The organism is Klebsiella planticola (assembly GCF_000783935.2).
GTDB classification, from domain to species: domain Bacteria; phylum Pseudomonadota; class Gammaproteobacteria; order Enterobacterales; family Enterobacteriaceae; genus Klebsiella; species Klebsiella planticola.
The window spans coordinates 3,876,317-3,897,969 of sequence record NZ_CP026047.1 but is presented as its reverse complement, the minus strand read 5'-3'; the positions used below and the strand labels follow the sequence as shown (position 1 = coordinate 3,897,969).

The window sequence follows — 21,653 nt, the reverse complement described above, 5'->3', positions numbered from 1 at the left end:
ACAGGGCGATATCGCCCTGTTTTGTTTGCTGACACTCGTGACGTTTTTCCGTTACCAGAATCCCACCAGTTTCATCCACGCGCCCCCCAACACTAACCAGATAGCAATAGAGGCCAGCGATACCACGAAACTGACTCCCCACCACTGCCCTGTCGTGTTATATCCCGAGCCAAACAGCGCTGGCCCCGGGCCCCCGGAGTATTGCGTGAGCCCCATCGACAAATTAGAGGTATACCCCAGCACCAGCGCGGCAAAAAGCGGCGGTACGCCGACGGAAACGGCCACGGCAAGAAACGCCAGATACATCGCGGAAATATGCGCCATCGCCGACGCGAAAAAATAGCGGGTGTAGAAATAAACCACGACAAGCAGCAAAAAAACCGTTATCCATTCGAAGTGACCGACATAGCCGACAATTCGCTCAGATATCCAGCTAATCATGCCGTACTTATTGAGCGCATTTGCCATCATCACCAGTACGGCAAACCAGAACATGGTGTCCCAGGCCGTTTTTTCTTCAATAATATTCTTCCACGACATGATGTTGCTGATAAGCAGCACCATCAGCCCAATAAACGCCGAAAGCGTCGCGGGAATCGAAAAGAAAATATCACCGACGGTCCATAGCAAGATCAGCAGGACAAAATCAAACGCCAGAATTTTTTCTGCCAGCGACATCGGTCCCATTTTGCGCAGCTCTTCCCGGGCAATCGATGGTATCTCCGGCGTCTTCTTCAACTGCGGCGGATAAATCGCGTAAATCACCAGCGGCAGCAGGATCAGTGAGACAATCCCCGGAGCGATGGCCCCGACAAACCACGTCGTCCAGGTGATCTCTATTCCCTGGCTTCTTGCCAGTTCGGCGACCAGCGGGTTACCCGCCATTGCCGTTAAAAACATGGTGCAGACGATGGCATCGATCTGTGAAACGCAAATCATTAAAAAGGCGCCGGCTTTTCTCGCCGTCGCGCCAGGTTCTGACTGGTACGCCGTGGCAATGGACTGCGTAATCGGGTACATAATTCCGCCGCCCCTCGCTGATGCCGAGGGGATCCCCGGTCCGAGGACGACATCTGACAGCGCCAGTCCATAGGCAACACCCAACATGCTGGAACCGCATTTAGAAATAAACCACAGCGCCACCCGCTTACCCAGCCCGGTCTTGATCACCGCCCGGGAGATGAACATAGCGATACCAATCAACCAGATAGTACCGTTGGCAAATCCGGATAACGCCGCAACTTTGTCGCTTTTACCCGGCGAGAGAGGCGTCACGCCCAAAAACGCGGAGACGATCAGCGCAATCATCGTCACCGCCCCCATCGGGAGCACCTTAAGAATGATGGCAAAGATAGTGGCGGCAAAAATGGCAAACATTTGCCATGCGTGGAGGGCGAGTCCATCAGGCGGCGGAGTAAACCAGATAATAACGCCGAAGAGTATCGTGAGAATCGCTTTCCACAGCGGGAAAGCCAGCTTCACATCCAGAGGCTTGTTCAGTTCAGTCATGTAAATCTCCTTTTTCTTTTATCTTTAAGGAGATAATCACCACTGAACCTTGATTTTCATCAACTAAGCGCCAGTGTTTTGGCGAATAATTGTTCTTTACACCATATCGAGCGGGACTTTTTTGCCCGGCGCGGGAAAGGCATTATCCAGCTGCGCCAGCTCCTGCACGGTGAGCGTTATCGCCAGCGCATCGGCATTTTGAGCCACATGTTCTACGCTTGCGGCTTTCGGGATAGCCATGACGCCCGGATGACTGATGACCCAGGCCAGCAGAATTTGGGCCGCGCTCACCCCTCGCTGTTCAGCAATATTTTTCACAACGCTGTGATTTAAAAGTCCATCGCGCAAGCGTCCGGCCTGAGCCAACGGGCTGTAGGCCATTACCGGCAGCGACCGTTGCTGACACCACGTCAGCAGGTCATGCTCAATTCCCCGCGACGCCAGGTGGTACAGTACCTGATTGGTCGCGCACCGTTGGCCACCGGCAACCTGCCACAGCGCCTGCATCGCGGCAGTATCGAGATTCGATACGCCCCAACGGCGAATTTTTCCCTGCGCCACCAGCGTCTCCATGCCCTCAACGGTTTGCGCAAAGGAAAATTCGCCGGCCCAGTGCAGCAGGTACATATCGAGGTAGTCGGTCCCCAGGCGGCGCAGGCTGGCTTCGCAGGCATCCATCATCTTCTGTCCAGCGGCATGCCACGGATATACTTTGGAGACCAGTACGACGCGATCCCGCAGGCCGCGAATCGCCTCTCCGACCACCTCTTCCGCACCGCCATGCGCGTACATTTCAGCGGTGTCGATGACCGTCAGCCCGCGTTCCACGCCCGCTCGTAGTGCAGCAACCTCCTGCGCGCGTCGGGCCCTGTCTTCACCCATATACCAGGTGCCCTGCCCGATGGCAGGAACTGCCGCACGATCGCCAAAAGATACCGTTTTTTCCATCATCGCCCCCTTCGGTTATGTCATTGCACCACCGTAATGCAAAACAGGGCGCGACGCCCTGTTTTGATGCACGAATTTCTTCGTTATGGTGCACGATCGTCTGCTCGACGAACGCGCTCGTGTTCAATCAGAAGGTGTAGGTAATCCCCGTGGAGATCAGACCGCTCCAGGATTTGTCCACCATCGGGCTGTCGGTGATTTCATTAGACAGGCGGGTGTAACGCGCCGCGCCATACACGCTCCAGTCGCCGAGGAAACGGTAGTTAGCCGACAGCTCAAGATACGGGTTCCAGCTGCTATCCGGGTCGTAGCTACGCATGCCGCTACGATTCGACTCATGCTGTGAAACGCCGTAGTAGTATTCGTTCTGGTTATCGCTGTTCCACTCCAGGCCAATCCCCGGCGTCAAGGTCAGGTTGCCGTTGGTATAGCGATAAAGCCAGGCCGTATCCCAGGTGATACCGTTGCTGTTACCCAGCGTGTCGCCCGCAAGCGTAGTACGCAAGAAGCCGTACTGCGTGTTGTGGACATAAGAGAGCCCGGCCATCATGGTTGTTTTACGGCGATCCAGCTTGCGCATTTGCTCACTATCGCTGTCGCCCGGCTTGAAGTACATCGGCGACCAGTAGGCGGTCACGGACAGCTTATCGGTGTTGTCATTCCACAAATAGTAGCCGCCGCCGAGACCACGAAACCAAAAGCTGTCGCTCTCATAGCTAATTGCCGGGACGGGGAAAACATCGGCATCGTATTGTTTATAAGGGTTCTCGACGATACCCACGCCGGCCCCTAACGTAAATTTCCCTTCCGCGTGGGCAGCCGAAACAGAGGCCGCAAGGCACACGCTGAGTGCCAGAGGTTTGATCTTATTCACAATCCATATTCCCGTTTGTCAATTAATACGCCGGGGCAGTTTACCGTCGTAGGCCTCATGCCTCAAATTCTTTACCCGTCATTACATAAACCATTCAATTTCTCATCGCCAGATGACCATAAACTTGCAGCCGGATGACAGCACCATGACGCGGCCTGGCAAGACGTGCGAAAAAGCGCCTTTTTTCCGGATGAGTTATTGATATGTCATTGAAATTGATTTTTGACGGCATGCAAGTTTTCTAAATGCATCTACGCTTTAATTTAGAAGAAGTGATTTTAGCGCACGTTGTCTGTGTCGCTTCGACAACCTGGCATAAGGGTTGCTGGAGAATCGATGAACGTCGCGCAGTTTACCTCTTCCGGGAGCTCCCACTATTCATATGAACGGCTCTCAACTTGTGCTAAAAACGAAAGGACGGCATGCCATGAATATATTCGATCACTATCGCCAGCGTTATGAAGCTGCCAAGGACGAAGAGTTCACACTGCAGGAGTTTCTTACCATCTGCCGGCAAGATCGCAGTGCTTATGCCAACGCGGCAGAACGGCTGCTGATGGCCATTGGTGAGCCAGTCATGGTCGACACGGCCCTGGAACCCCGGCTGTCCCGTCTCTTTTCAAACCGGGTTGTCGCGCGCTATCCGGCATTTGAAGAGTTTTACGGTATGGAAGATGCTATCGAGCAGATCGTCTCTTACCTGAAACACGCCGCACAAGGTCTGGAAGAGAAGAAACAGATTCTGTATCTGCTGGGCCCGGTGGGTGGGGGTAAATCGTCGCTGGCTGAACGTCTGAAATCCTTAATGCAGCGTGTACCTATCTATATCCTGAGCGCCAACGGTGAACGTAGCCCGGTCAACGATCATCCGCTGTGCCTGTTTAACCCGCAGGAAGACGCGCAGATTCTCGATAAAGAGTATGGCGTGCCTACCCGTTATCTCGGCACCATTATGTCGCCGTGGGCGGCAAAACGCCTGCATGAGTTCGGTGGCGACATCACCAAATTCCGCGTGATCAAAGTGTGGCCCTCTATCCTTGAGCAAATTGCCATCGCCAAGACCGAACCGGGTGATGAGAATAACCAGGATATCTCCGCGCTGGTCGGTAAAGTGGATATTCGTAAACTGGAGCATTATGCCCAGAACGATCCGGACGCCTACGGCTACTCCGGCGCCCTGTGCCGCGCCAACCAGGGGATTATGGAGTTCGTCGAGATGTTTAAAGCGCCTATCAAGGTGCTGCATCCGCTGCTGACCGCGACCCAGGAAGGCAACTATAACGGGACCGAGGGCATTTCGGCCCTGCCGTTTAACGGCATTATTCTCGCCCACTCCAACGAATCCGAATGGGTGACCTTCCGTAATAACAAAAACAATGAGGCCTTCCTCGACCGCGTGTATATCGTCAAGGTGCCTTATTGCCTGCGCATTTCCGAAGAGATGCGTATCTACGAAAAACTGCTTAACAACAGTGAGTTGACCCACGCGCCGTGCGCCCCGGGGACCCTGGAGACGCTGTCGCGCTTCTCAATACTGTCGCGACTGAAAGAGCCGGAAAACTCGAGCATTTACTCCAAAATGCGCGTGTACGACGGTGAAAGCCTGAAAGATACCGACCCGAAAGCGAAATCCTATCAGGAGTACCGCGATTACGCCGGCGTCGATGAAGGGATGAACGGTCTGTCCACCCGCTTCGCCTTCAAAATATTGTCACGCGTGTTTAACTTTGACCACGCCGAGGTCGCCGCGAACCCGGTCCATCTGTTCTACGTCCTGGAACAGCAAATCGAGCGCGAGCAGTTCCCGCAAGAGCAGTCGGAACGTTATCTGGAGTTCCTCAAAGGCTATCTGATCCCGAAATACGCCGAGTTTATCGGTAAAGAGATTCAGACCGCCTATCTTGAGTCCTACTCCGAATACGGGCAGAACATCTTTGACCGTTATGTCACCTATGCGGACTTCTGGATTCAGGATCAGGAATACCGCGATCCGGACACCGGCCAACTGTTTGACCGCGAGTCGTTGAACGCAGAGCTGGAAAAAATTGAGAAGCCGGCCGGGATCAGCAACCCGAAAGACTTCCGTAATGAGATAGTCAACTTCGTCCTGCGCGCCAGGGCTAATATCAACGGACGGAACCCGAACTGGACCAGCTATGAAAAACTGCGCACGGTTATTGAGAAGAAAATGTTCTCCAATACCGAAGAGCTGCTGCCGGTGATTTCGTTTAACGCCAAAACGTCCACCGACGAGCAGAAAAAACACGACGATTTTGTCGATCGTATGATGGAGAAAGGCTATACCCGTAAGCAGGTCCGTCTGCTGTGCGAATGGTACCTGCGCGTACGTAAATCATCCTGATAACGGAAATTGCCCGGCGGCGCGTTGCCTGCCGGGCCTACAACAACAGCGACCTGTAGGCCGGGTAAGCTCAGCGCCATCCGGCATTTCCGTCGCAGCGTAAGGTTGGCAATTGCAGCACAGGAGGGCATATGACCTGGTTCATAGACCGGCGCCTGAACGGAAAGAATAAAAGTGCGGTGAATCGCCAGCGCTTTTTGCGCCGTTATAAGGCGCAGATTAAACAGTCCATCTCCGAGGCGATCAATAAGCGTTCAGTGACGGATATTGACAGCGGAGAATCCGTTTCTATCCCGACGGATGATATCAACGAACCGATGTTTCATCAGGGACGCGGGGGGTTGCGTAACCGTGTACATCCGGGAAACGATCACTTTGTACAAAATGACCGCATCGAGCGGCCTCAGGGCGGCGGTGGCGGTGGCGGGAGCGGCCAAGGGCAAGCCAGCGCCGACGGCGAAGGCCAGGATGGTTTTGTCTTTCAAATATCGAAAGATGAGTATCTGGATCTGCTGTTTGAGGATCTCGCCCTGCCGAACCTGAAGAAAAATCAGCAGCGCCAGCTCACCGAATTTAAAACTCACCGGGCAGGCTTCACCGCCAACGGCGTGCCGGCCAATATCAGCGTGGTGCGATCCCTGCAAAACTCGCTGGCGCGACGTACCGCGATGACGGCGGGCAAGCGTCGCGAACTACGGGCGCTTGAGGAGGATCTGGACACAATAGCCAAAAGTGAACCGGCGCAGTTGCTGGAAGAGGAGCGTTTACGTCGGGAAATCGCCGAGCTGCGGGCAAAAATCGAACGCGTGCCGTTTATCGATACCTTTGACCTGCGTTACAAGAATTACGAAAAACGCCCGGAGCCTTCCAGTCAGGCGGTCATGTTCTGTCTCATGGATGTCTCGGGCTCGATGGATCAGGTCACCAAGGATATGGCTAAGCGTTTTTATATCCTGCTGTATCTGTTCCTCAGCCGGACCTATAAGAACGTTGAAGTCGTCTATATTCGCCACCATACGCAGGCCAAAGAGGTGGACGAGCACGAATTTTTCTATTCTCAGGAAACCGGCGGCACTATCGTCTCAAGCGCCCTGAAGCTCATGGATGAGGTGGTTAAAGCACGATACGACCCGTCGCAGTGGAATATCTATGCCGCACAGGCCTCGGACGGCGATAACTGGGCGGATGATTCACCGTTGTGCCATGAACTGCTGGCTAAAAATATTCTGCCGGTGGTGCGTTACTACAGCTACATAGAGATAACCCGCCGCGCGCACCAGACGCTGTGGCGCGAATATGAGCATCTGCAGGAAACCTTTGAGAACTTTGCTATGCAGCACATTCGCGACCAGGAAGATATCTATCCGGTGTTCCGCGAACTGTTCCACAAGCAGGGTTCCGAGGTCAGAAACTAGCCAATAAAAACAGTCAGTTACATTAAGATCCTGACTGTTTTCCTTGAAGGCTGGCCGTTGAGTATTTGCGCGTCAATTCCAATAATGACGTTTGAATAAGCCTGAATCAGTGTCTGACTGGAAGCGACTGCCACTATGCGCCTTACCGCCCACCTCTACGTTCGTCTGCCCCTGCTGATTTCTATCGTTCTGGGCGTCGTCTGTTTTTTCTTGCTTCCGGCACACCTGGGGACCTTGCAAAGAGTGCTGATCGGCTGGAATACGCTGGCATGGCCTTATCTGATTTTTATCTGGATCCGCATGTTGATTACTGATGTATCGGGCATTCAGCGCATTGCCCGATTACAGGACCAAAGCGCGATGCTCGTGCTAACGATAGTGATTGTGGCCTGTGCGGCCAGCATCGTCGCCATTTTAAGCGAACTCTCCGCGTTGAAAGAGCTCTCCGGCACGCCGCGCGTAGTGCATCTCTTGTTGACGGTGGCAACCCTCATTGTCTCCTGGGCCCTCCTGCCCAGCTCTTTCGCTATGCACTATGCCCATCAGCACTACCTGCATCGGACGCAGGACGTCACCCCGATGATATTTCCTGAAAAGCCGGAGGACCCTGGATACTGGGACTTCCTGTACTACGCGTTTACGATTGCGGTGGCCTCGCAAACCGCCGATGTGGCCACCGGGACAACCGGGATTCGTCAAATCACGCTGCTACAATCGGTTATCTCCTTTGTGTTCAATCTCGCGATACTGGGTCTGTCGGTCAACGTCGGCGCAGGTCTGCTGAATTAGTCCCTCCGGATCCCGTTTCAACTGGCGCAACCAAAGCCGACTGTCGTTCCAACATGACGCGGCGGAGGCTGCCCTTCCCCCAGCCCCCTCTCCCAAGCGGCTCCTCAGGGTCAGCGTTATCTTTAAAACGCTTATTTTTGTGCGTTAGTCCACAATTTAATATTCCGCAAGGGCAATATTTACTTTTAAATAAATGTGCTGTTTTAGAGCCGCAGGTTACACCATACACTATGCCTGAACGTGCAATAGCGCCTGAAAATTAATATTCTTTTATAGCAATTAAAATATTTTACCTTTTAACCGCCACCAGCAGCGGCTGAAATTTAATAATTAAATCCCGTGCAATTTGTTACGGAAATTATATTTTAAAACACCAGGAATTAATTAATGAAAAAATCTTTATTGCCCCTTGCCATTGCGTCGTCACTTTCAATGGTGTCCACAGCCGTATTTGCAGATGATAAAACAGATGCCCCATCCAAAACCGTTACCGCCACCGACACCTTAGCTGGCATTGATTTTTATGGATATTTCCGTTCAGGCATGGGGGCCAGTGACGGCGGTGGTTCGATGAAAGACGCGACCGGCGGCAGCTTCGAGAAGAATAAACTTGGCCGTCTGGGTAATGAATTTGACACCTACGCTGAAGTTGGCTTTGGTAAAGAACTATATCGTTCAGGAAGTCAGTCTGTATATATTCAGACGATGATCAACATGTACGACGGCGATACCAATAGCAGCCACGAAAATAAGTTCGGCTGGGAAAATATGAATATCCAGTTCCGTAACTTCATGGGCCTTGATGAAACAACCTGGGCGGGTATTCGCCAGTATAATAAATACAGTATTGACGCCAACGACTACGATTACTGGAACCATACCAACGTCGGCGGCGGTATTGAAAAAATGAGTCTCGGTCAGGGGAAACTTTCTGTCGCATTCTTACATCGCGATATTGATGAAGATCTTTCTGCCTTTGCCGAAGGCGAAGTGGACGCTCAGCAGCTGATCGATTCCAATCAACTTGAACTCATGTATGACAGCCAGCCTCTGTGGGATGGCGCAACGTTAGCGGTGGGTTATAAATATCTCCACGCAGATGCTAACGATGAACAAGTCGAGCGAGCCAACCACGATTATGTCGATGGCCAAACCGCGATGGTGGTGTTGAAACAGCAGATCTTCGACAAAGGCGTTAACAATACGGTTATCCAGTATTATGGCAAAGGCTCTGCCCTGCAAGGCGTGACCTTCGGCGCTGCGGACACGCTCAATGGCACGGTTAAAGAGGGTGAAGGTTGGGCACTGCGTAACTACGGCACCATCCCGGTTGCCGCGGATTGGGATGTCAGCCATGCGCTGAACTATGCTGCCGCCAACGATGTTGAGCTGTGGAATGGTGATAAGGGCGATGCATCAACGGCGTCCGTCAGCGCGAAAGTGACCTATCACTGGTCTGATTACACCCGAACGTATCTTGAAATGGGTTATTTCGACGACAAGAAAACGGTTAACGGGACTGACTACGATCGCAGCGGTGCAAAATACACCCTTGCTCAGGCGCTGTCCTACGGTCGCGATAAGCCAGAATTACGCGTATTCGTCAGCCACTACGATAGCGACCGGGATAACTGGACGGATGCCAGCGAATCGTCCTTCAATAATGGTCTGGACAACGACACCTGGGCTGTGGGTATTCAGGCTAACGTCTTCTGGTAATCATGCACTGTCTACTGCGGGCGACTGGCATAAGCTGCCCGCAGTCGGCAAACCGGCGAAGGGTGCTGTCTGAGCGAATGCGCCGGGCAGCACAGTCGCAGTAATAAGCCAGACCTGAACCTGTCAGGGCTGCTCAGACAGCCCTGTGCCAGCAGGAAAGATGGCTGATTTTATGACTTCTTATTGAGCATCGATTTTAAATCCGCAAAGGGATTATAGGTTGCGGCGGCTACATCCTTTTGCGCATCCTCCCCCGCTACCACTCGCGTGCCGTACTGGTCAGCCTCGGTGTATTTGGAGTGCTCATGGTCGTGGCAGTACAGACACAATAACTCCCAGTTGCTGCCATCTTGCGGATTATTGGTATGGTCGTGATCGATATGGTGAACCGTTAATTCGCGCAGGTTGGAATAGACAAACTCCCGCGAGCAGCGCCCGCATACCCACGGATAGATTTTTAATGCTTTTTCGCGATAGCCGCTTTCCAGCCGGGCATAGTTTTTAGGGATCAGAGCCATTGGAGAGGTTACCTGTTACAAAGAGATAATGGGTTAGATAGTACCTCCAATCGGGTCCGCAAGGGAACAGAAGGCCTGATGAAAGCGCAACAGGCAACGGGCGAGAGTCTGGAAGCAAAACGGTGAGGCGCTCCCCGTTGGCCGGCCCTTCCGCCGGATTATCCCTGTGGCGTAAATCCCCCCTTTTTGACTCCTGCTATTGTGCTGGTTGACCGGGAATCTGGTGCATAAAAAAGCCAGCGATCTTGTATCGCTGGCCACGTGATGATGCCCTGCTGCCGGACGTACCCTCTGCCAGCAGCGACGATTATCGATCGTTGAGACCATCCCGCCCGGGCTCTTTTGCCAGCACGCCACCTTCAATCTCACTCATAATCAGACTGGCCAGATTCTCCATGTGATGGACCTTGCCGCATTTGACAATGATCTGCCGCGCGTTGTCATATCCCGGCGCCCACAATCGGTTGTTCATGCGCACATCTTTATAGATAGCCACCAGCGGTTTTCTCCACGCTGCCGCCATATGGACCACCGAGGTATCCGGTGAGATAACCAGATCGGCATCGGCAATCAGCGCCATGGCGTGATGCAGCGTTTTGAAAGGGTTAATGCGAACCTTTTCTGGCAGCGGGAGTCGGATCTCATTGCGGTGATCGAGCAAAATGATCTGTACATCGGGATAGGCCTTCTGCAGTTTGCCGATGAGGGATGACAACTGCGCCTGCGACAGGCTGCGGTCCGGATGCCCGGCAAAAATATTAATGATGACTTTTCGCCCGACAATCCCCGCCAGATACTGCCGGGTTTGCTGATAAATATCTTCTGGAATATGGAGGTCATAGCGCTCCAGATGTTTTTTATCCAGATTCAGATGCTCGGCGATAAACGTATAGGTTTTGCTGACATGCCAGTTTTCACAATCAAAATCAAAGGATTTTGAATAGTGATTAATAGATGCCCATTTATTAAACCCCAGGACCGACTTTGCTTTTATTTGCCGCAATAACAGCATCCGGTGTATGGGCATGTCGAATAAAGAGGGATCGATAACAATGTCATACTTATTATTCGCAAGCTCATTAATAACGGACTCAGGAACATTATGGGTAAATTTATGCAGGAAATCACCGGAGGCTACATTCTCAGCCTCATAGATCCGGCGAATGCCCGGATGATACCGCATCACCTGGCTATTCGATTTTGTCAGCAGGAAATCCACGATAAATCCAGACTGATGAAGGCACTTAACCAATGCGGAATCGACAACCACATCCCCGATAGCGCCTTCATTGCGCATCAGCAGCACCGTTTTTGCCGATGACAAATCCGGCTCATGACGCGCAGGGCTATCCCACAGCGTTTTTGCGATATAAACCCGTAAGGCGTTACGCACTCTTTTTGTAAAATAATTACGGCGCCTGTTAAGTTCCCTTATTTTTTTAAACTTCTTCGGGGATACCCGCACCGCTGTGTTATCTATCATCATATCCTCGTAACCACAATTAACCGCACTACTATCGATTTTGTTAAGGACTCAATAAAATGAGAAAAGTTCTATTGCTTAATAAATTCTTTCCATTTTGTCGTGAGGAGTGCTTTGGCCAGCGATAAATTGAAGAGAATTTGCTTAAATTATGAATTAAATACGAATAATCCGATGAGAAGATATGAATTGGCCCTCACCGTTCGCGGAGGTATTGATCGTTGAGCATCATGTCGTTTATCCCTCTCCTCTCAGGTCCACATTCACCGCGCAAGCAATCAGAACAAAATGCTCCTACGGGCTCCGTGGGTTCTCATCAGGCGTGAAGAAGATTATGCTGACGGCTTTGTCATGCTGGAAAGATTGAGATGAACATGCCGGAAAAACGCAACACCCACCGTCAGCTGCTCGCGCTGCTTGAACAGCATCAGGCACGCTATCGCGTCGTAGAACATCAGGCCGTGGGGAAATGTGAGGCCGTGTCGGAAATTCGCGGTACCGCTTTGGGCCAGGGCGCAAAAGCGCTGGTCTGTAAAGTCAAAGGGAACGGCGTGAACCAGCATGTGCTGGCGATCCTCGCCGCCGATCAACAGGCAGACCTGTCACGCCTGGCGCAGCATATCGGCGGCAGCAAGGCGTCGCTGGCCAGTCCGGCGGAAGTCGATACGCTCACCGCCTGCGTTTTTGGCGCCATCCCTCCGTTCAGCTTTCATCCGGACTTGCGGCTGATTGCCGATCCGCTGCTGTTCGATCGCTACCCTGAAATTGCCTTTAACGCCGGCCAGCTGGATAAATCCATTATCCTCAACACCAGGGATTATCTACGCATCGCCCGCCCGGAGCTGGTCGCCTTTCGCCGCGAAAGCTGAGGTGTGATAGTACGCCGCCACGTAAAATTGTGCAGATGCCTGAATACGCGGTCGTTCGTCAAAAAAAGCCTGTCTATTCACGCTATTACGCGTAAAGTAGACAGGCTTATTATTTTGGCAAGGATCTCCCTTCATGTTCGATACAACCCTGTTTATTCTGCTGGGGCTGGCCGCGCTGGGTTTTATCAGCCATAACACCACCGTGGCCATTTCTATCCTCGTTTTAATCATCGTTCGCGTCACGCCGCTCAACGTCTTTTTCCCGTGGATTGAAAAACAGGGGCTGACGATCGGTATTATTATTCTGACCATTGGCGTCATGGCCCCCATTGCCAGCGGCACGCTGCCGCCGTCGACGCTGCTGCACTCGTTCGTTAACTGGAAGTCGCTGCTGGCGATTGCGGTGGGCGTATTCGTCTCATGGCTGGGCGGTCGCGGCGTGGCGCTGATGGGGTCGCAACCGCAGCTGGTCGCCGGGCTGCTGGTCGGCACGGTCCTTGGCGTAGCGCTGTTCCGCGGCGTACCGGTTGGCCCGCTGATCGCCGCTGGCATCATTTCACTGTTTATCGGGAAGTCGTAACCAGACTCGCCAGGTAGCGCCCTGGCGTCTGGCCCAGCCCCTTTTTAAACATCGTAATAAACGCGGTCGTCGAGTCATATCCCAGCGTTTGCGCGGTCTGCTGGACCGTTTGCCCGCGAATCAACATCTGCAGGGCCAGGATCAGCTGCAGCTGATGTCGCCAGCGGCGAAAGCTCAGCCCGGTCTCACGCACCACCAGCCGCGCCAGATTCCGTTCGCTCATCGCAAATTCCGCCGCCCACTGCCCCAGCGTCTGCCAACGGGCCGGATCAACCGCCATGAAATCCGCCATCTGGCGAATCTTCGGATGGGGGGAAACCGGCAACTGCAGATGTTCCTGCGGCTGTCGTGGGAGCTCATCGAACAGCACCTGTACCAGCCGTTGAGTAGTCGGATGGGCAAACGCCTCCCCGTGACGTCCGGCGAGGGTCAGGATAAGCTCGCGAACCAGGGGAGAAATTTTTAAGGTACAACAGTGCGCCGGCATTGGCGCAGCATCCGGTTCAATAAACAGAAAACTGATTTGCGCCCCCGGCGTGGCGCGGTTGCTGTGGGGCATCTGACCCGGTACCCACACCGCGTACTGCGGCGGCACCATCCACATAGCGTTCTCCACCTCGCAAGTGAGCGCTCCATGCAAGGCGAGGATCAGCTGGCCTTTGCGGTGCTGATGGCGAGGGATGAACTGCTCGTCCTCCACCACCTGAATGCGAAAAGCGAGGGCCGATTCATGGCCGCTGTCCGGATCGTAGCCATCCAGGCCAAGTCCTATCATGATTTTGTCCGATATTAGCGATAATCTGTCATTTTAGCTTGATTTAAACCATCGGCAAACGCGCTATTGTAGCCGCCCTGTTTACTCGTCAGAGATTGCCATGAGTTCTGTTCTGCCTTCTACCGGCCGCCGTCATCTGCTGCTGATTGCCGGGATTTTATTGATTGCCTCCACGCTACGCGTGACTTTTACCGGCGCAGCCCCGCTGCTGGACGCCATTCGCGCGGACTATGGTCTCTCCACCGCACAAACCGGGATGCTCACCACATTGCCGCTGCTGGCCTTTGGCCTGGTATCGCCGCTGGCGGCAGGGGTCGGTCGCCGGCTAGGCATTGAGCGCAGTCTGCTGGTCGCGTTAGTCCTTATTTGTCTGGGTATCGGATTGCGTTCGCTTCCTTCCACCGCCTTATTGTTCGGCGGTACGGCGATCATCGGCTGCGGAATTGCGCTCGGTAACGTTCTGCTGCCAGGTCTGATCAAACGCGACTTCTCACAGCATGTTGCCAGGATGACCGGGGCCTACTCGATCACTATGGGCGGAGCGGCCGCGCTGGGTTCAGCCATGGTGGTGCCGCTGGCGCTGGCGGGTTTCGGCTGGCACGGCGCGCTCTTGATGTTAATGGTCTTTCCGCTGCTGGCGCTGCTGGTATGGTTACCGCAAACGCGCAAGACCGCGACTGCGCCGCTCACCGGTTCCGGCGCCATGCACAATCGCGGAATCTGGCGCTCCGCGCTCGCCTGGCAGGTCACGCTGTTCCTCGGCATCAACTCGCTGGTCTATTACGTTATTATTGGCTGGCTGCCGGCCATTTTGCAGAGCCTTGGCTATAGCGAGGCGCAGGCGGGCTCTCTGCATGGTTTGCTCCAGCTGGCCACCGCGGCCCCCGGGCTGGCGATTCCGCTGGTTCTTCATCGCCTTAAAGACCAGAGCGCCATCGCGGTCATTGTGGCGCTGATGTGCGCCATCAGCGCCTGCGGGCTGTGGTTCTGGCCGGGACAGGCGGTAGTCTGGACGCTGATCTTTGGTTTCGGTTCGGGGGCGACCATGATTCTGGGATTGACGTTTATCGGCCTGCGCGCAAACTCTGCGCACCAGGCAGCGGCCTTGTCGGGGATGGCACAGACCATCGGATACCTGCTGGCCGCCTGCGGACCACCGCTCATGGGGAAAATTCATGATGCCAACGGCGACTGGCAGATCCCGCTTATCGCCGTGGCGCTGATTTCAGTCGTCATGGCGCTGTTCGGCGCACTGGCCGGACGCGACCGGGAGATAAACGGATAGCGCTTTGATAAGCCGCCATTACGATGGCGGCAATATTTTCCTGCTCGCCCGCGCCGCCGGGGTGATACCGGCAATGCGGACTCAATCCAGTAAGATTAACCGGCGCTGAGATTACTGGCTTGCGGCATGTAAAAACGCCTGCACCAGCGGTGCGGGACGCCCTTCGAGGGCATGACGTTCATGCTGAAACAAGGTCGCCACAAAGAACGGATGTGTGACCAGTTCCACCGCGCGAATCTCCCCCTCTTCATCCCATCCGGTTACCCGCAGCTCCCCCTGCTCCAGTTCACGGGCAAAGCTGTCGGCGATACCGTAGTTGCAGTGGTAGCCCTCTTCAATATGATCGCGACCGTACGCACGGGCAATCAGGGTATGAGCGCGCAGCTCAATGGTGTCCGACTTTTCAACCAGCGAGCAGCTGAGCGGCGCTATCACCATCCGTCCTTCGGTATCGGTTTCAGCATGTGCCGCATCCTGCCAGCCCATCACGTTTCGCGCATATTCGATTATCGCGTGCTGAAAACCACCGCAGGTTCCAAGGAAAGGCACGCTGTTTTCGCGCGCGTAGCGAATGGCGGTAAACGCGCCTTCGGCATTTTCGTACGGACTGGCGGGCACGACCCAGATAGCAGCGTAATCCACCAGCGCATCGGCATGATGAATATCACGAGTTGCCAGCCACTCATAGCGCACGGGCAGCTCCAGCACGGCAGCAGCATCGTCGATAGCCAGGGGGATAGCTTTATGGGCAATCACGTCAGGATTGTAGTCGCCAACCAGGGCAATACGCAGGGGGGTGTTCATAGCAGGATCCTTATGTCAGAGCGATTTTCGGGCAACACAAGGAGCCTCAGATTAGCGATCTCCGTCGCGGAACACAACCCCTGTTTTCACCACGGCAGAAGGCCATTCGTGCTTTCGGATTGCTTTGTGCGCGGGTAATTTCCCCGCGCAGGCGCTATTGTATAGCGCCGAGGAATAATGATGGACCGCCTATGAAAAGCAAAATTTTGGTCAGCGCCTGCCTGATGGGTTTTCAGGTTCGCTATAATGGCAGCCAAAAAGCGCAGCTTGCCGACGCGCTGGCGCGCTGGCAGCGCGAAGGTCGGCTGGTAATTCATTGCCCGGAGCTGGCCGCCGGGCTGCCGGTCCCCCGACTGCCGGCCGAAATCCTTCACGCCCAGGGCGCGGATGTCATGCAAGACCGCGCGCGTATCATTGAAAGCAACGGTCAGGACGTCACCCCGCACTATCAGCTGGCCGCATGGCTGGCCCTGCGCGCCGCACAGGAAGCCGGCTGCGAGGCCGCGTTGTTAACCGATGGCAGCCCGACCTGTGGCAGCCAGTTTATTTACGACGGGACGTTCAGCGGGCAGCGAAAGCCGGGCTCAGGCGTGGCGGCGGCGCTGCTGCGTGAACACGGAATCGCCGTTTTTTCCGACCAACAGCTGCCCCAACTCCTCGCCTGGATGCAACAGAGAGAAAATAGCGATGATTCACTGTAAACGCGTTTATGATCCGGCAGAGGCCGGCGACGGTTACCGCGTCCTGGTCGACCGACTCTGGCCGCGCGGGATGAAAAAAGAGGCTTTGCGCTACGATGAATGGTGCAAATCGCTCTCGCCCTCTTCGGCGCTACGTAAAGCGTTCCACGGCGAGGCGATCGATTTTGCCAGCTTCAGTCAACAGTATCGCCAGGAACTCGACGCCCGGCGTGACGAAGGATTACGTCTCGCCGGGCTGGCTCGCCAACAGCCCTTAACCTTGCTGTATGCCGCCAAAGATACCCGGCAAAACCATGCGCTGGTGCTGGCTAACTGGCTTGAGAATCTACCGGTTACGGCTTAGCGGGGTGATCCCGGCGCCACAGTTCCCATTCATCGAGGGTTTCCCCGCCGGGCAGCTTACAGTCGCTGCGCACGCCCTGCGGCGTCTGAACCGGAATCAGACTACCGCCTTTTTGCGTACAGTAGACGGAAGCCGGGTTGGCCATGCCGATAGTCTGCGGCGGCGGCGGGGCATCTTGCGGCTGCGGTTGCTTCGCGCATCCGGCCAGGGTCAGCGGCAGTAGCATTATCATCCACTTCATTTCTGCTCCTTCTTTGCACAGAGCAGGTATTTGCCCTGATTCTTCATGGTTTCTCCATTTTAACTACACTTTTGCCCCGTAGAGTAGCGCTTGTTCTCGAACTGACCAGAGAACAGATCATTCCATAATCAATGAGTTTTCCCCGTCGCCCCCGACGGGGCTTTTTTTCCCCGCTGCGATCGCAGGTATTCCCTTCATTAATGTGTTAAATTTGTTGTATCTATGTTTACTCTTCGTTGGTAGCCGTTTTCCAGCATAAATGACTGACGGCCCCACCCACGATCGGGAGCCGTACATTCATGTCAGATTTTATTCTTGCTCGCGTCTCGCAAACGCTCGCCAATGAACATTCCCTCGAAATGTTAGTCAGGCAGCTGCTAGAGATGCTGGAGCTTGTGACCAGAATGGAGTCGACTTATCTGACTCGTATTGATTTAAAAGCGCAGCGCCAGCTGGTCCTGTACGCGCATAACAGCAGCGAAATGCAGATCCCGGAAGGGTTTTCGGTGCCGTGGAATGAGTCGCTGTGTAAACGTGCAATCGATGATAACTGCCAGTTCAGTAACGATGTCAACACCCGCTGGCCGTCGTGCATCGCCGCTCAGGGCATGGGTATTATCACCTTCTTCAGCATTCCCGTGCGCCTCGCCGACGGTTCGCTGTACGGCACATTGTGTGCAACCAGCCGCAATAAGCAGCCCTATAACCTCGAAGGCGAGCAGGTGATGGAGCTGTTTGCTAACTTAATTTCTCACTATATTGAGAAAGAGACGCTGGTTGATCAGCTTCGCGCCGCCAACGTCGCGCTGGAAATGCACTCCTATACCGACGAGCTGACCGGCTTAGCCAATCGCCGGGCGCTGTTTAAGCATCTGTCGTCAATGTTTCCCCGCGAGCGCGAACGGCAGCGCAATCTGCTGATGATCTTTATCGACCTCGATGATTTTAAAGCGATCAACGATCGCTTTGGTCATCAGTGCGGCGACAGCTTTTTGATCCAGATTGGCGAACGGCTGAAGGCGAATATTCGCCAGGGAGACCTGGTGGGGCGTCTGGGCGGCGATGAGTTTTTGGTCGTCGGCACCGAACTGGACACTGTGCAACAACAGTCCTTTGTTGCGACCCTGCGAGAGGCCTTACGTGGAGTTTACTTTCTGGGTGAACACCGAATTAACTATCCCGGTGCCAGTTTTGGCGTCACTGAGGTGAATCCGCAGATTCAGGATGTCGAAAGTGCGCTGCGCGCTGCGGATGATGCGATGTATCAGGATAAAAAGTCCCGTCGGCGCGATTCCTTTCTGAATATTGATTAAAACCTGACGGCGATATCCAGTATGATAGCGAGGTTTTCCGGTAAGCTGTGGCGATGTAATGCAACGGCTTAATGGTTTTGTGGCAGGACAGGTCATATTTTTAGCTTCAGGGGTAACATCATGAGATTGGGTATTCTTTTCCCGGTGGCCATTTTTATCGTCGCCGTTGTTTTTCTCGGTTGGTTTTTTGTCGGCGGCTACGCGGCTCCGGGCGGCGCGTAATGAAAAAAAGTACCATTCTGATGATTATCATCGCGATCGTGGCCCTGGCCGGCGTTCAGTTCGGCTGGTGGTAGCGCCTGCGGCCGGGGATCATTCGTCAGAGCGTTATTGCGGAGTTATCCTATCCACTCAATAAGTTAACGCTATACACTCACTTCATCAGCCGACTCCGCAAGCTCTTTGCCCGCGGACGGTGGACAACGGAGAAGTGAGAAATGAAAAAACCGATCGTGTTATCGTTGATTCTTGCGCTATGCACGCTGTTATCGGGATGTATTGTTGACGACGGCTATCACCACAGGCACCACCACCATCATCATTATGACGGCCGCGGCTGGTGACGGAAGGGTTAAACAGGGCGAATGCGCGTTCGCCCCATAGTCTTAGTCCTGACGGTCAGAACCTAAAAAGAAGAAACCCAGCGGGATGGAAAACAGCAGCGTGAACACGATGCTGTACACGGTCACCATCGCCCCCTGCAGGAAAAACATCGATGTGCTCCATTCGGAGTACGGCATATTGTATTCGCTAACGACCCCGCCAAACGTTGCGCGGCCCACCACGGTAAGCGCGATGGCAAACACAATCCCTATCGACAAGAAGAATTTCTTGCTGTTTTTGTTACTGATGAGCTTTTGCAGAATCATCCGGGTTCCCTTTTCTCTGACCGATAATCGGCTGTATATGTAACATTAATGCAATAAAAACTGAAGGGTTTTTGTTACAAGCCAGAGGATATCGCTATCAGGCCGGAATCACGACCGGCCAGCGGTTTACGATTGCAACGTTGCCAGACGCGCAGCAAAACCGACAAACACCAGACCAATCAGACTGTTGCCGATTTTTGCCAGTTTCTTTCTGGTCTTCACGTAGCGCGTCACGAACGAACCGGACAGGATCAGGAAGCTCATGTACATAAAGCTAATCACTTCCAGCGTCAGCGCGAGGATAAAGAACGCCAGCCCGGGCGTTTTCGCGCTAACGTCGATGAACTGCACGAAAAAAGAGACATAGAAAAGAATGGCTTTGGGATTCGTCAGGCTAAGCGTCAGCGAGCGTTTCAGAATCGCGCTTCCCGGTTCAGCTCCGGCGTCCGCGTGCCCTTCCCGCTGGGTCAAAACGGAATAGAGCATTTTGCCCCCCAGCCACAGCAGGTAAATCGCCCCCAGATAGCGAACGATATTAAACAGCACCGGCGTGGTCTTAATCAGGGTCGCGACGCCGGCAAACGCCAACAGCATCAGCACAGCGTCGCCGATAAACACGCCAGCCGCCGCCAGATAGCCCTTTTTAACGCCGTGCGCAATACCGGTTTTCAGAACAAAAAAGGTATTAGGGCCGGGCACCAGGATGATAAAAATAGCCCCGACCAGATAGGTCAGATAATTCAACACACCAAACTCAGCGAACACGCTGCACTCCTTCGCTTTCAACAAAAAACATGATCGCGCTCACGTTAACGCAACTGCCGCGATTTTGAAAGCGCTTACGGTGCTTGTTGGCTTAGTAGAGTGAGCCCTCGCCCAGCGGGCGGGTTTTGAAACGCCGATGTACCCACAGATATTGCTCCGGCGCGCGCAGAATCTCTTTTTCAATCACCCGGTTGATGTAGCTGGCCGCATCCTGTTTATCTTCACCAGGATAGTCATTCAGCACATCGCTGATGTACAAGGTGTAACCTTTCCGGTCCATCTTGCGCACCATACTGATGCTCAGCATCTTCGCACCGGAGAGACGCGACAGGACGTAGGTACCGTTTGTCGTCGCCGCCTGAGGGACGGAGAAGAACGGCGCAAACACGCTGCCTTTCGGGCCATAATCCTGATCCGGGGCGAACCATACCGCTTCGCCGGCTTTCAGCGCGTGCACCAGACCAGATAAATTACGGCGATCGATCATCGCTTTATTCGAACGCAGGCGTCCGCGGGTTTGCACCCACTCCATCAGCGGGCTGTTGTGCGGGCGATAGGTCGCCATCATTGGCCGGCACAGGCCCATGGTACGGCCACCGAGTTCCAGCGACATGAAGTGCACGCCAACGACCATAACGCCCTGCCCGGCGCTTAATGCTTTGCTCAGATTCTCAAAGCCTTCAACGTCGAACCATTTTTTAACCCGCTCGTCGCTCCAGAACCAGGCCATACCGGTTTCGATAAGCCCCATCCCCAGCGACATAAAATTCTGCTCAATCATCTTATCCCGCGCTTGCGGCGACATGTCCGGAAAACAGAGTTCAAGATTGCGGCGGGCAATATGTTCGCGGCGCTTAAGGAAGCGGCGCGACGCCTTTCCTGCGCTGGTGCCGATGATATGTAACAGAGGATAAGGCAATTGCACGATTAACCAGAGAATGGCCAGGCCAAACCAGGTCCCCCAGTTGCGAGGGTGCAGAAGACTTTTATTAAAAGCGCAAGGCATGATTTTTCCTGTAAACGTCTATAAATGAGTAGCGCTTAAGGAAAAAACGAAGTCCATTCATCAGTCGTTAGGCGGTACGTATAGCAACTATGACAATAGTAATCCGGCTAAATTCACTCCGGCAAGTAAAAAACATCCCCGCGGTGAAAAAAGCATAATACCCTCACAGTTGTAACAGAATGTAAAATAAAAAAGAAGATCTCATTACAAATATTTACTATGGCAACCCTTTTCTCGCTAACTATTTCGATTCGCTGATTGCACATTATTAAATCAATTTGTACTTTTCAGTATCATATTGCTTCGCAACCCCTGCTGTCACTGGCCGGCGACATCCTACCGCCCTCTCATCCTGCGCGCGGCGGCGCGGAGGTAAAAAGTATAAACGTTGCTAAAGAATCGCGGCAATCAATATAACGCTTCTCCATATATCAGAGTCATAACCTATGAAATAGCATGCAACGTATCTTTTCATTCCTTTTCTA

23 protein-coding genes are annotated in these 21,653 nt (G+C 53.8%); 12 read left to right on the top strand and 11 right to left on the bottom strand.

What is annotated here, in order from left to right:
• Window positions 1-51: 51 nt before the first annotated feature.
• From MC50_RS18800 to MC50_RS18790, 3 genes are all read right to left on the bottom strand, one after another.
• Window positions 52-1,509 carry a DASS family sodium-coupled anion symporter gene (locus MC50_RS18800; protein WP_004860800.1) on the bottom strand — a complete coding sequence of 486 codons (1,458 nt, stop codon included), beginning with the start codon at window positions 1,507-1,509 and terminating at the stop codon, window positions 52-54.
• Window positions 1,510-1,605: 96 nt separating this feature from the next.
• On the bottom strand, window positions 1,606-2,460 hold the full coding sequence (locus tag MC50_RS18795) for an aldo/keto reductase (RefSeq protein ID WP_102990895.1): 855 nt from the start codon (window positions 2,458-2,460) through the stop codon (window positions 1,606-1,608).
• 124 nt (window positions 2,461-2,584) lie between these two features.
• Window positions 2,585-3,331, bottom strand: a complete 747-nt coding sequence (locus MC50_RS18790; protein ID WP_032688224.1) for a MipA/OmpV family protein — start codon at window positions 3,329-3,331, stop codon at window positions 2,585-2,587.
• Window positions 3,332-3,758: 427 nt separating this feature from the next.
• Between MC50_RS18790 and yeaG the strand changes: the two genes are divergently transcribed.
• The 4 genes from yeaG to MC50_RS18770 all read left to right on the top strand — a co-directional run bounded on the left by yeaG (window position 3,759) and on the right by MC50_RS18770 (window position 9,616).
• Window positions 3,759-5,693: a protein kinase YeaG gene (gene yeaG / locus MC50_RS18785; protein ID WP_004860792.1), complete on the top strand. Its 1,935-nt coding sequence runs from the start codon at window positions 3,759-3,761 to the stop codon at window positions 5,691-5,693.
• A gap of 131 nt (window positions 5,694-5,824) precedes the next feature.
• Window positions 5,825-7,108, top strand: a complete 1,284-nt coding sequence (locus tag MC50_RS18780; protein WP_032688226.1) for a YeaH/YhbH family protein — start codon at window positions 5,825-5,827, stop codon at window positions 7,106-7,108.
• 135 nt (window positions 7,109-7,243) lie between these two features.
• Window positions 7,244-7,897: a DUF1345 domain-containing protein gene (locus MC50_RS18775; protein WP_032688227.1), complete on the top strand. Its 654-nt coding sequence runs from the start codon at window positions 7,244-7,246 to the stop codon at window positions 7,895-7,897.
• Between the two features lie 387 nt (window positions 7,898-8,284).
• Window positions 8,285-9,616, top strand: coding sequence for a carbohydrate porin (locus MC50_RS18770; protein WP_032688228.1), 1,332 nt, complete (start codon window positions 8,285-8,287; stop codon window positions 9,614-9,616).
• Between the two features lie 170 nt (window positions 9,617-9,786).
• Here MC50_RS18770 and yajD read toward each other — a convergent pair whose 3' ends face one another.
• Together yajD and MC50_RS18760 are read right to left on the bottom strand one after the other, a co-directional pair.
• A complete protein-coding gene (gene yajD / locus MC50_RS18765) occupies window positions 9,787-10,134 on the bottom strand; it encodes an HNH nuclease YajD (protein ID WP_032688230.1) in 348 nt (115 codons plus the stop codon).
• Window positions 10,135-10,441: 307 nt separating this feature from the next.
• Complete coding sequence (locus MC50_RS18760; protein ID WP_047664690.1) at window positions 10,442-11,617, bottom strand: glycosyltransferase family 9 protein; 1,176 nt, start codon at window positions 11,615-11,617, stop codon at window positions 10,442-10,444.
• Window positions 11,618-11,985: 368 nt separating this feature from the next.
• Here MC50_RS18760 and MC50_RS18755 point away from each other — a divergent pair, with 368 nt between their 5' ends.
• Window positions 11,986-12,486, top strand: coding sequence for a YbaK/prolyl-tRNA synthetase associated domain-containing protein (locus tag MC50_RS18755; RefSeq protein WP_032695772.1), 501 nt, complete (start codon window positions 11,986-11,988; stop codon window positions 12,484-12,486).
• A gap of 133 nt (window positions 12,487-12,619) precedes the next feature.
• On the top strand, window positions 12,620-13,066 hold the full coding sequence (locus MC50_RS18750; protein WP_004860772.1) for a DUF441 domain-containing protein: 447 nt from the start codon (window positions 12,620-12,622) through the stop codon (window positions 13,064-13,066).
• Here MC50_RS18750 and MC50_RS18745 read toward each other — a convergent pair.
• Complete coding sequence (locus MC50_RS18745; protein WP_164673306.1) at window positions 13,050-13,844, bottom strand: AraC family transcriptional regulator; 795 nt, start codon at window positions 13,842-13,844, stop codon at window positions 13,050-13,052. The two genes, MC50_RS18750 and MC50_RS18745, sit on opposite strands and share 17 nt — an antisense overlap.
• A 97-nt stretch (window positions 13,845-13,941) precedes the next feature.
• Between MC50_RS18745 and MC50_RS18740 the strand changes: the two genes are divergently transcribed.
• Entirely contained in the window at window positions 13,942-15,126 is a 1,185-nt protein-coding gene (locus MC50_RS18740) for a CynX/NimT family MFS transporter (protein ID WP_102990896.1), read from the top strand.
• 111 nt (window positions 15,127-15,237) lie between these two features.
• On the opposite strand, the gene MC50_RS18735 is transcribed toward MC50_RS18740, so the two are convergent.
• Window positions 15,238-15,930, bottom strand: coding sequence for a CTP synthase C-terminal region-related (seleno)protein (locus MC50_RS18735; protein WP_032688240.1), 693 nt, complete (start codon window positions 15,928-15,930; stop codon window positions 15,238-15,240).
• Window positions 15,931-16,121: 191 nt separating this feature from the next.
• On the opposite strand from MC50_RS18735, the gene MC50_RS18730 reads away from it, so the two are divergent.
• Both MC50_RS18730 and MC50_RS18725 read left to right on the top strand, forming a co-directional pair.
• Window positions 16,122-16,631 (top strand): DUF523 domain-containing protein, encoded by a 510-nt coding sequence (locus MC50_RS18730; RefSeq protein WP_102990897.1) that lies wholly within the window; start codon window positions 16,122-16,124, stop codon window positions 16,629-16,631.
• A complete protein-coding gene (locus MC50_RS18725; protein ID WP_032688243.1) occupies window positions 16,618-16,974 on the top strand; it encodes a DUF488 domain-containing protein in 357 nt (118 codons plus the stop codon). The genes MC50_RS18730 and MC50_RS18725 overlap by 14 nt, the downstream gene beginning before the upstream one ends.
• Here MC50_RS18725 and MC50_RS18720 read toward each other — a convergent pair.
• Window positions 16,964-17,215, bottom strand: a complete 252-nt coding sequence (locus tag MC50_RS18720) for a putative hemolysin (protein ID WP_032688245.1) — start codon at window positions 17,213-17,215, stop codon at window positions 16,964-16,966. The genes MC50_RS18725 and MC50_RS18720 overlap by 11 nt on opposite strands.
• A gap of 299 nt (window positions 17,216-17,514) precedes the next feature.
• Here MC50_RS18720 and MC50_RS18715 point away from each other — a divergent pair, with 299 nt between their 5' ends.
• The 3 genes from MC50_RS18715 to MC50_RS18705 all read left to right on the top strand — a co-directional run bounded on the left by MC50_RS18715 (window position 17,515) and on the right by MC50_RS18705 (window position 19,091).
• Window positions 17,515-18,528 (top strand): sensor domain-containing diguanylate cyclase, encoded by a 1,014-nt coding sequence (locus MC50_RS18715; protein ID WP_047664688.1) that lies wholly within the window; start codon window positions 17,515-17,517, stop codon window positions 18,526-18,528.
• A 120-nt stretch (window positions 18,529-18,648) separates the two neighbouring features.
• Window positions 18,649-18,750: a YoaK family small membrane protein gene (locus MC50_RS18710; RefSeq protein ID WP_004101234.1), complete on the top strand. Its 102-nt coding sequence runs from the start codon at window positions 18,649-18,651 to the stop codon at window positions 18,748-18,750.
• 215 nt (window positions 18,751-18,965) lie between these two features.
• Window positions 18,966-19,091 (top strand): hypothetical protein, encoded by a 126-nt coding sequence (locus MC50_RS18705; protein ID WP_088911622.1) that lies wholly within the window; start codon window positions 18,966-18,968, stop codon window positions 19,089-19,091.
• Window positions 19,092-19,133: 42 nt separating this feature from the next.
• Here MC50_RS18705 and MC50_RS18700 read toward each other — a convergent pair whose 3' ends face one another.
• The 3 genes from MC50_RS18700 to lpxP form a co-directional block, all read right to left on the bottom strand.
• Complete coding sequence (locus MC50_RS18700; protein ID WP_004860746.1) at window positions 19,134-19,397, bottom strand: DUF2534 family protein; 264 nt, start codon at window positions 19,395-19,397, stop codon at window positions 19,134-19,136.
• Window positions 19,398-19,523: 126 nt separating this feature from the next.
• A complete protein-coding gene (gene leuE / locus MC50_RS18695) occupies window positions 19,524-20,162 on the bottom strand; it encodes a leucine efflux protein LeuE (protein ID WP_032695767.1) in 639 nt (212 codons plus the stop codon).
• A 91-nt stretch (window positions 20,163-20,253) separates the two neighbouring features.
• A complete protein-coding gene (lpxP, locus tag MC50_RS18690) occupies window positions 20,254-21,168 on the bottom strand; it encodes a kdo(2)-lipid IV(A) palmitoleoyltransferase (RefSeq protein ID WP_032688289.1) in 915 nt (304 codons plus the stop codon).
• Between the last annotated feature and the right edge of the window lie 485 nt (window positions 21,169-21,653).

Coding starts and splice junctions, on each gene's coding strand:
- MC50_RS18800 (WP_004860800.1), bottom strand. CDS start 1,509: ATGACTGAACTGAACAAGCCTCTGGATGTGAAGCTGGCTTTCCCGCTG.
- MC50_RS18795 (WP_102990895.1), bottom strand. CDS start 2,460: ATGATGGAAAAAACGGTATCTTTTGGCGATCGTGCGGCAGTTCCTGCC.
- yeaG (WP_004860792.1), top strand. CDS start 3,759: ATGAATATATTCGATCACTATCGCCAGCGTTATGAAGCTGCCAAGGAC.
- MC50_RS18780 (WP_032688226.1), top strand. CDS start 5,825: ATGACCTGGTTCATAGACCGGCGCCTGAACGGAAAGAATAAAAGTGCG.
- MC50_RS18775 (WP_032688227.1), top strand. CDS start 7,244: ATGCGCCTTACCGCCCACCTCTACGTTCGTCTGCCCCTGCTGATTTCT.
- MC50_RS18770 (WP_032688228.1), top strand. CDS start 8,285: ATGAAAAAATCTTTATTGCCCCTTGCCATTGCGTCGTCACTTTCAATG.
- yajD (WP_032688230.1), bottom strand. CDS start 10,134: ATGGCTCTGATCCCTAAAAACTATGCCCGGCTGGAAAGCGGCTATCGC.
- MC50_RS18760 (WP_047664690.1), bottom strand. CDS start 11,617: ATGATAGATAACACAGCGGTGCGGGTATCCCCGAAGAAGTTTAAAAAA.
- MC50_RS18755 (WP_032695772.1), top strand. CDS start 11,986: ATGAACATGCCGGAAAAACGCAACACCCACCGTCAGCTGCTCGCGCTG.
- MC50_RS18750 (WP_004860772.1), top strand. CDS start 12,620: ATGTTCGATACAACCCTGTTTATTCTGCTGGGGCTGGCCGCGCTGGGT.
- MC50_RS18740 (WP_102990896.1), top strand. CDS start 13,942: ATGAGTTCTGTTCTGCCTTCTACCGGCCGCCGTCATCTGCTGCTGATT.
- MC50_RS18735 (WP_032688240.1), bottom strand. CDS start 15,930: ATGAACACCCCCCTGCGTATTGCCCTGGTTGGCGACTACAATCCTGAC.
- MC50_RS18730 (WP_102990897.1), top strand. CDS start 16,122: ATGAAAAGCAAAATTTTGGTCAGCGCCTGCCTGATGGGTTTTCAGGTT.
- MC50_RS18725 (WP_032688243.1), top strand. CDS start 16,618: ATGATTCACTGTAAACGCGTTTATGATCCGGCAGAGGCCGGCGACGGT.
- MC50_RS18720 (WP_032688245.1), bottom strand. CDS start 17,215: ATGAAGTGGATGATAATGCTACTGCCGCTGACCCTGGCCGGATGCGCG.
- MC50_RS18715 (WP_047664688.1), top strand. CDS start 17,515: ATGTCAGATTTTATTCTTGCTCGCGTCTCGCAAACGCTCGCCAATGAA.
- MC50_RS18710 (WP_004101234.1), top strand. CDS start 18,649: ATGAGATTGGGTATTCTTTTCCCGGTGGCCATTTTTATCGTCGCCGTT.
- MC50_RS18705 (WP_088911622.1), top strand. CDS start 18,966: ATGAAAAAACCGATCGTGTTATCGTTGATTCTTGCGCTATGCACGCTG.
- MC50_RS18700 (WP_004860746.1), bottom strand. CDS start 19,397: ATGATTCTGCAAAAGCTCATCAGTAACAAAAACAGCAAGAAATTCTTC.
- lpxP (WP_032688289.1), bottom strand. CDS start 21,168: ATGCCTTGCGCTTTTAATAAAAGTCTTCTGCACCCTCGCAACTGGGGG.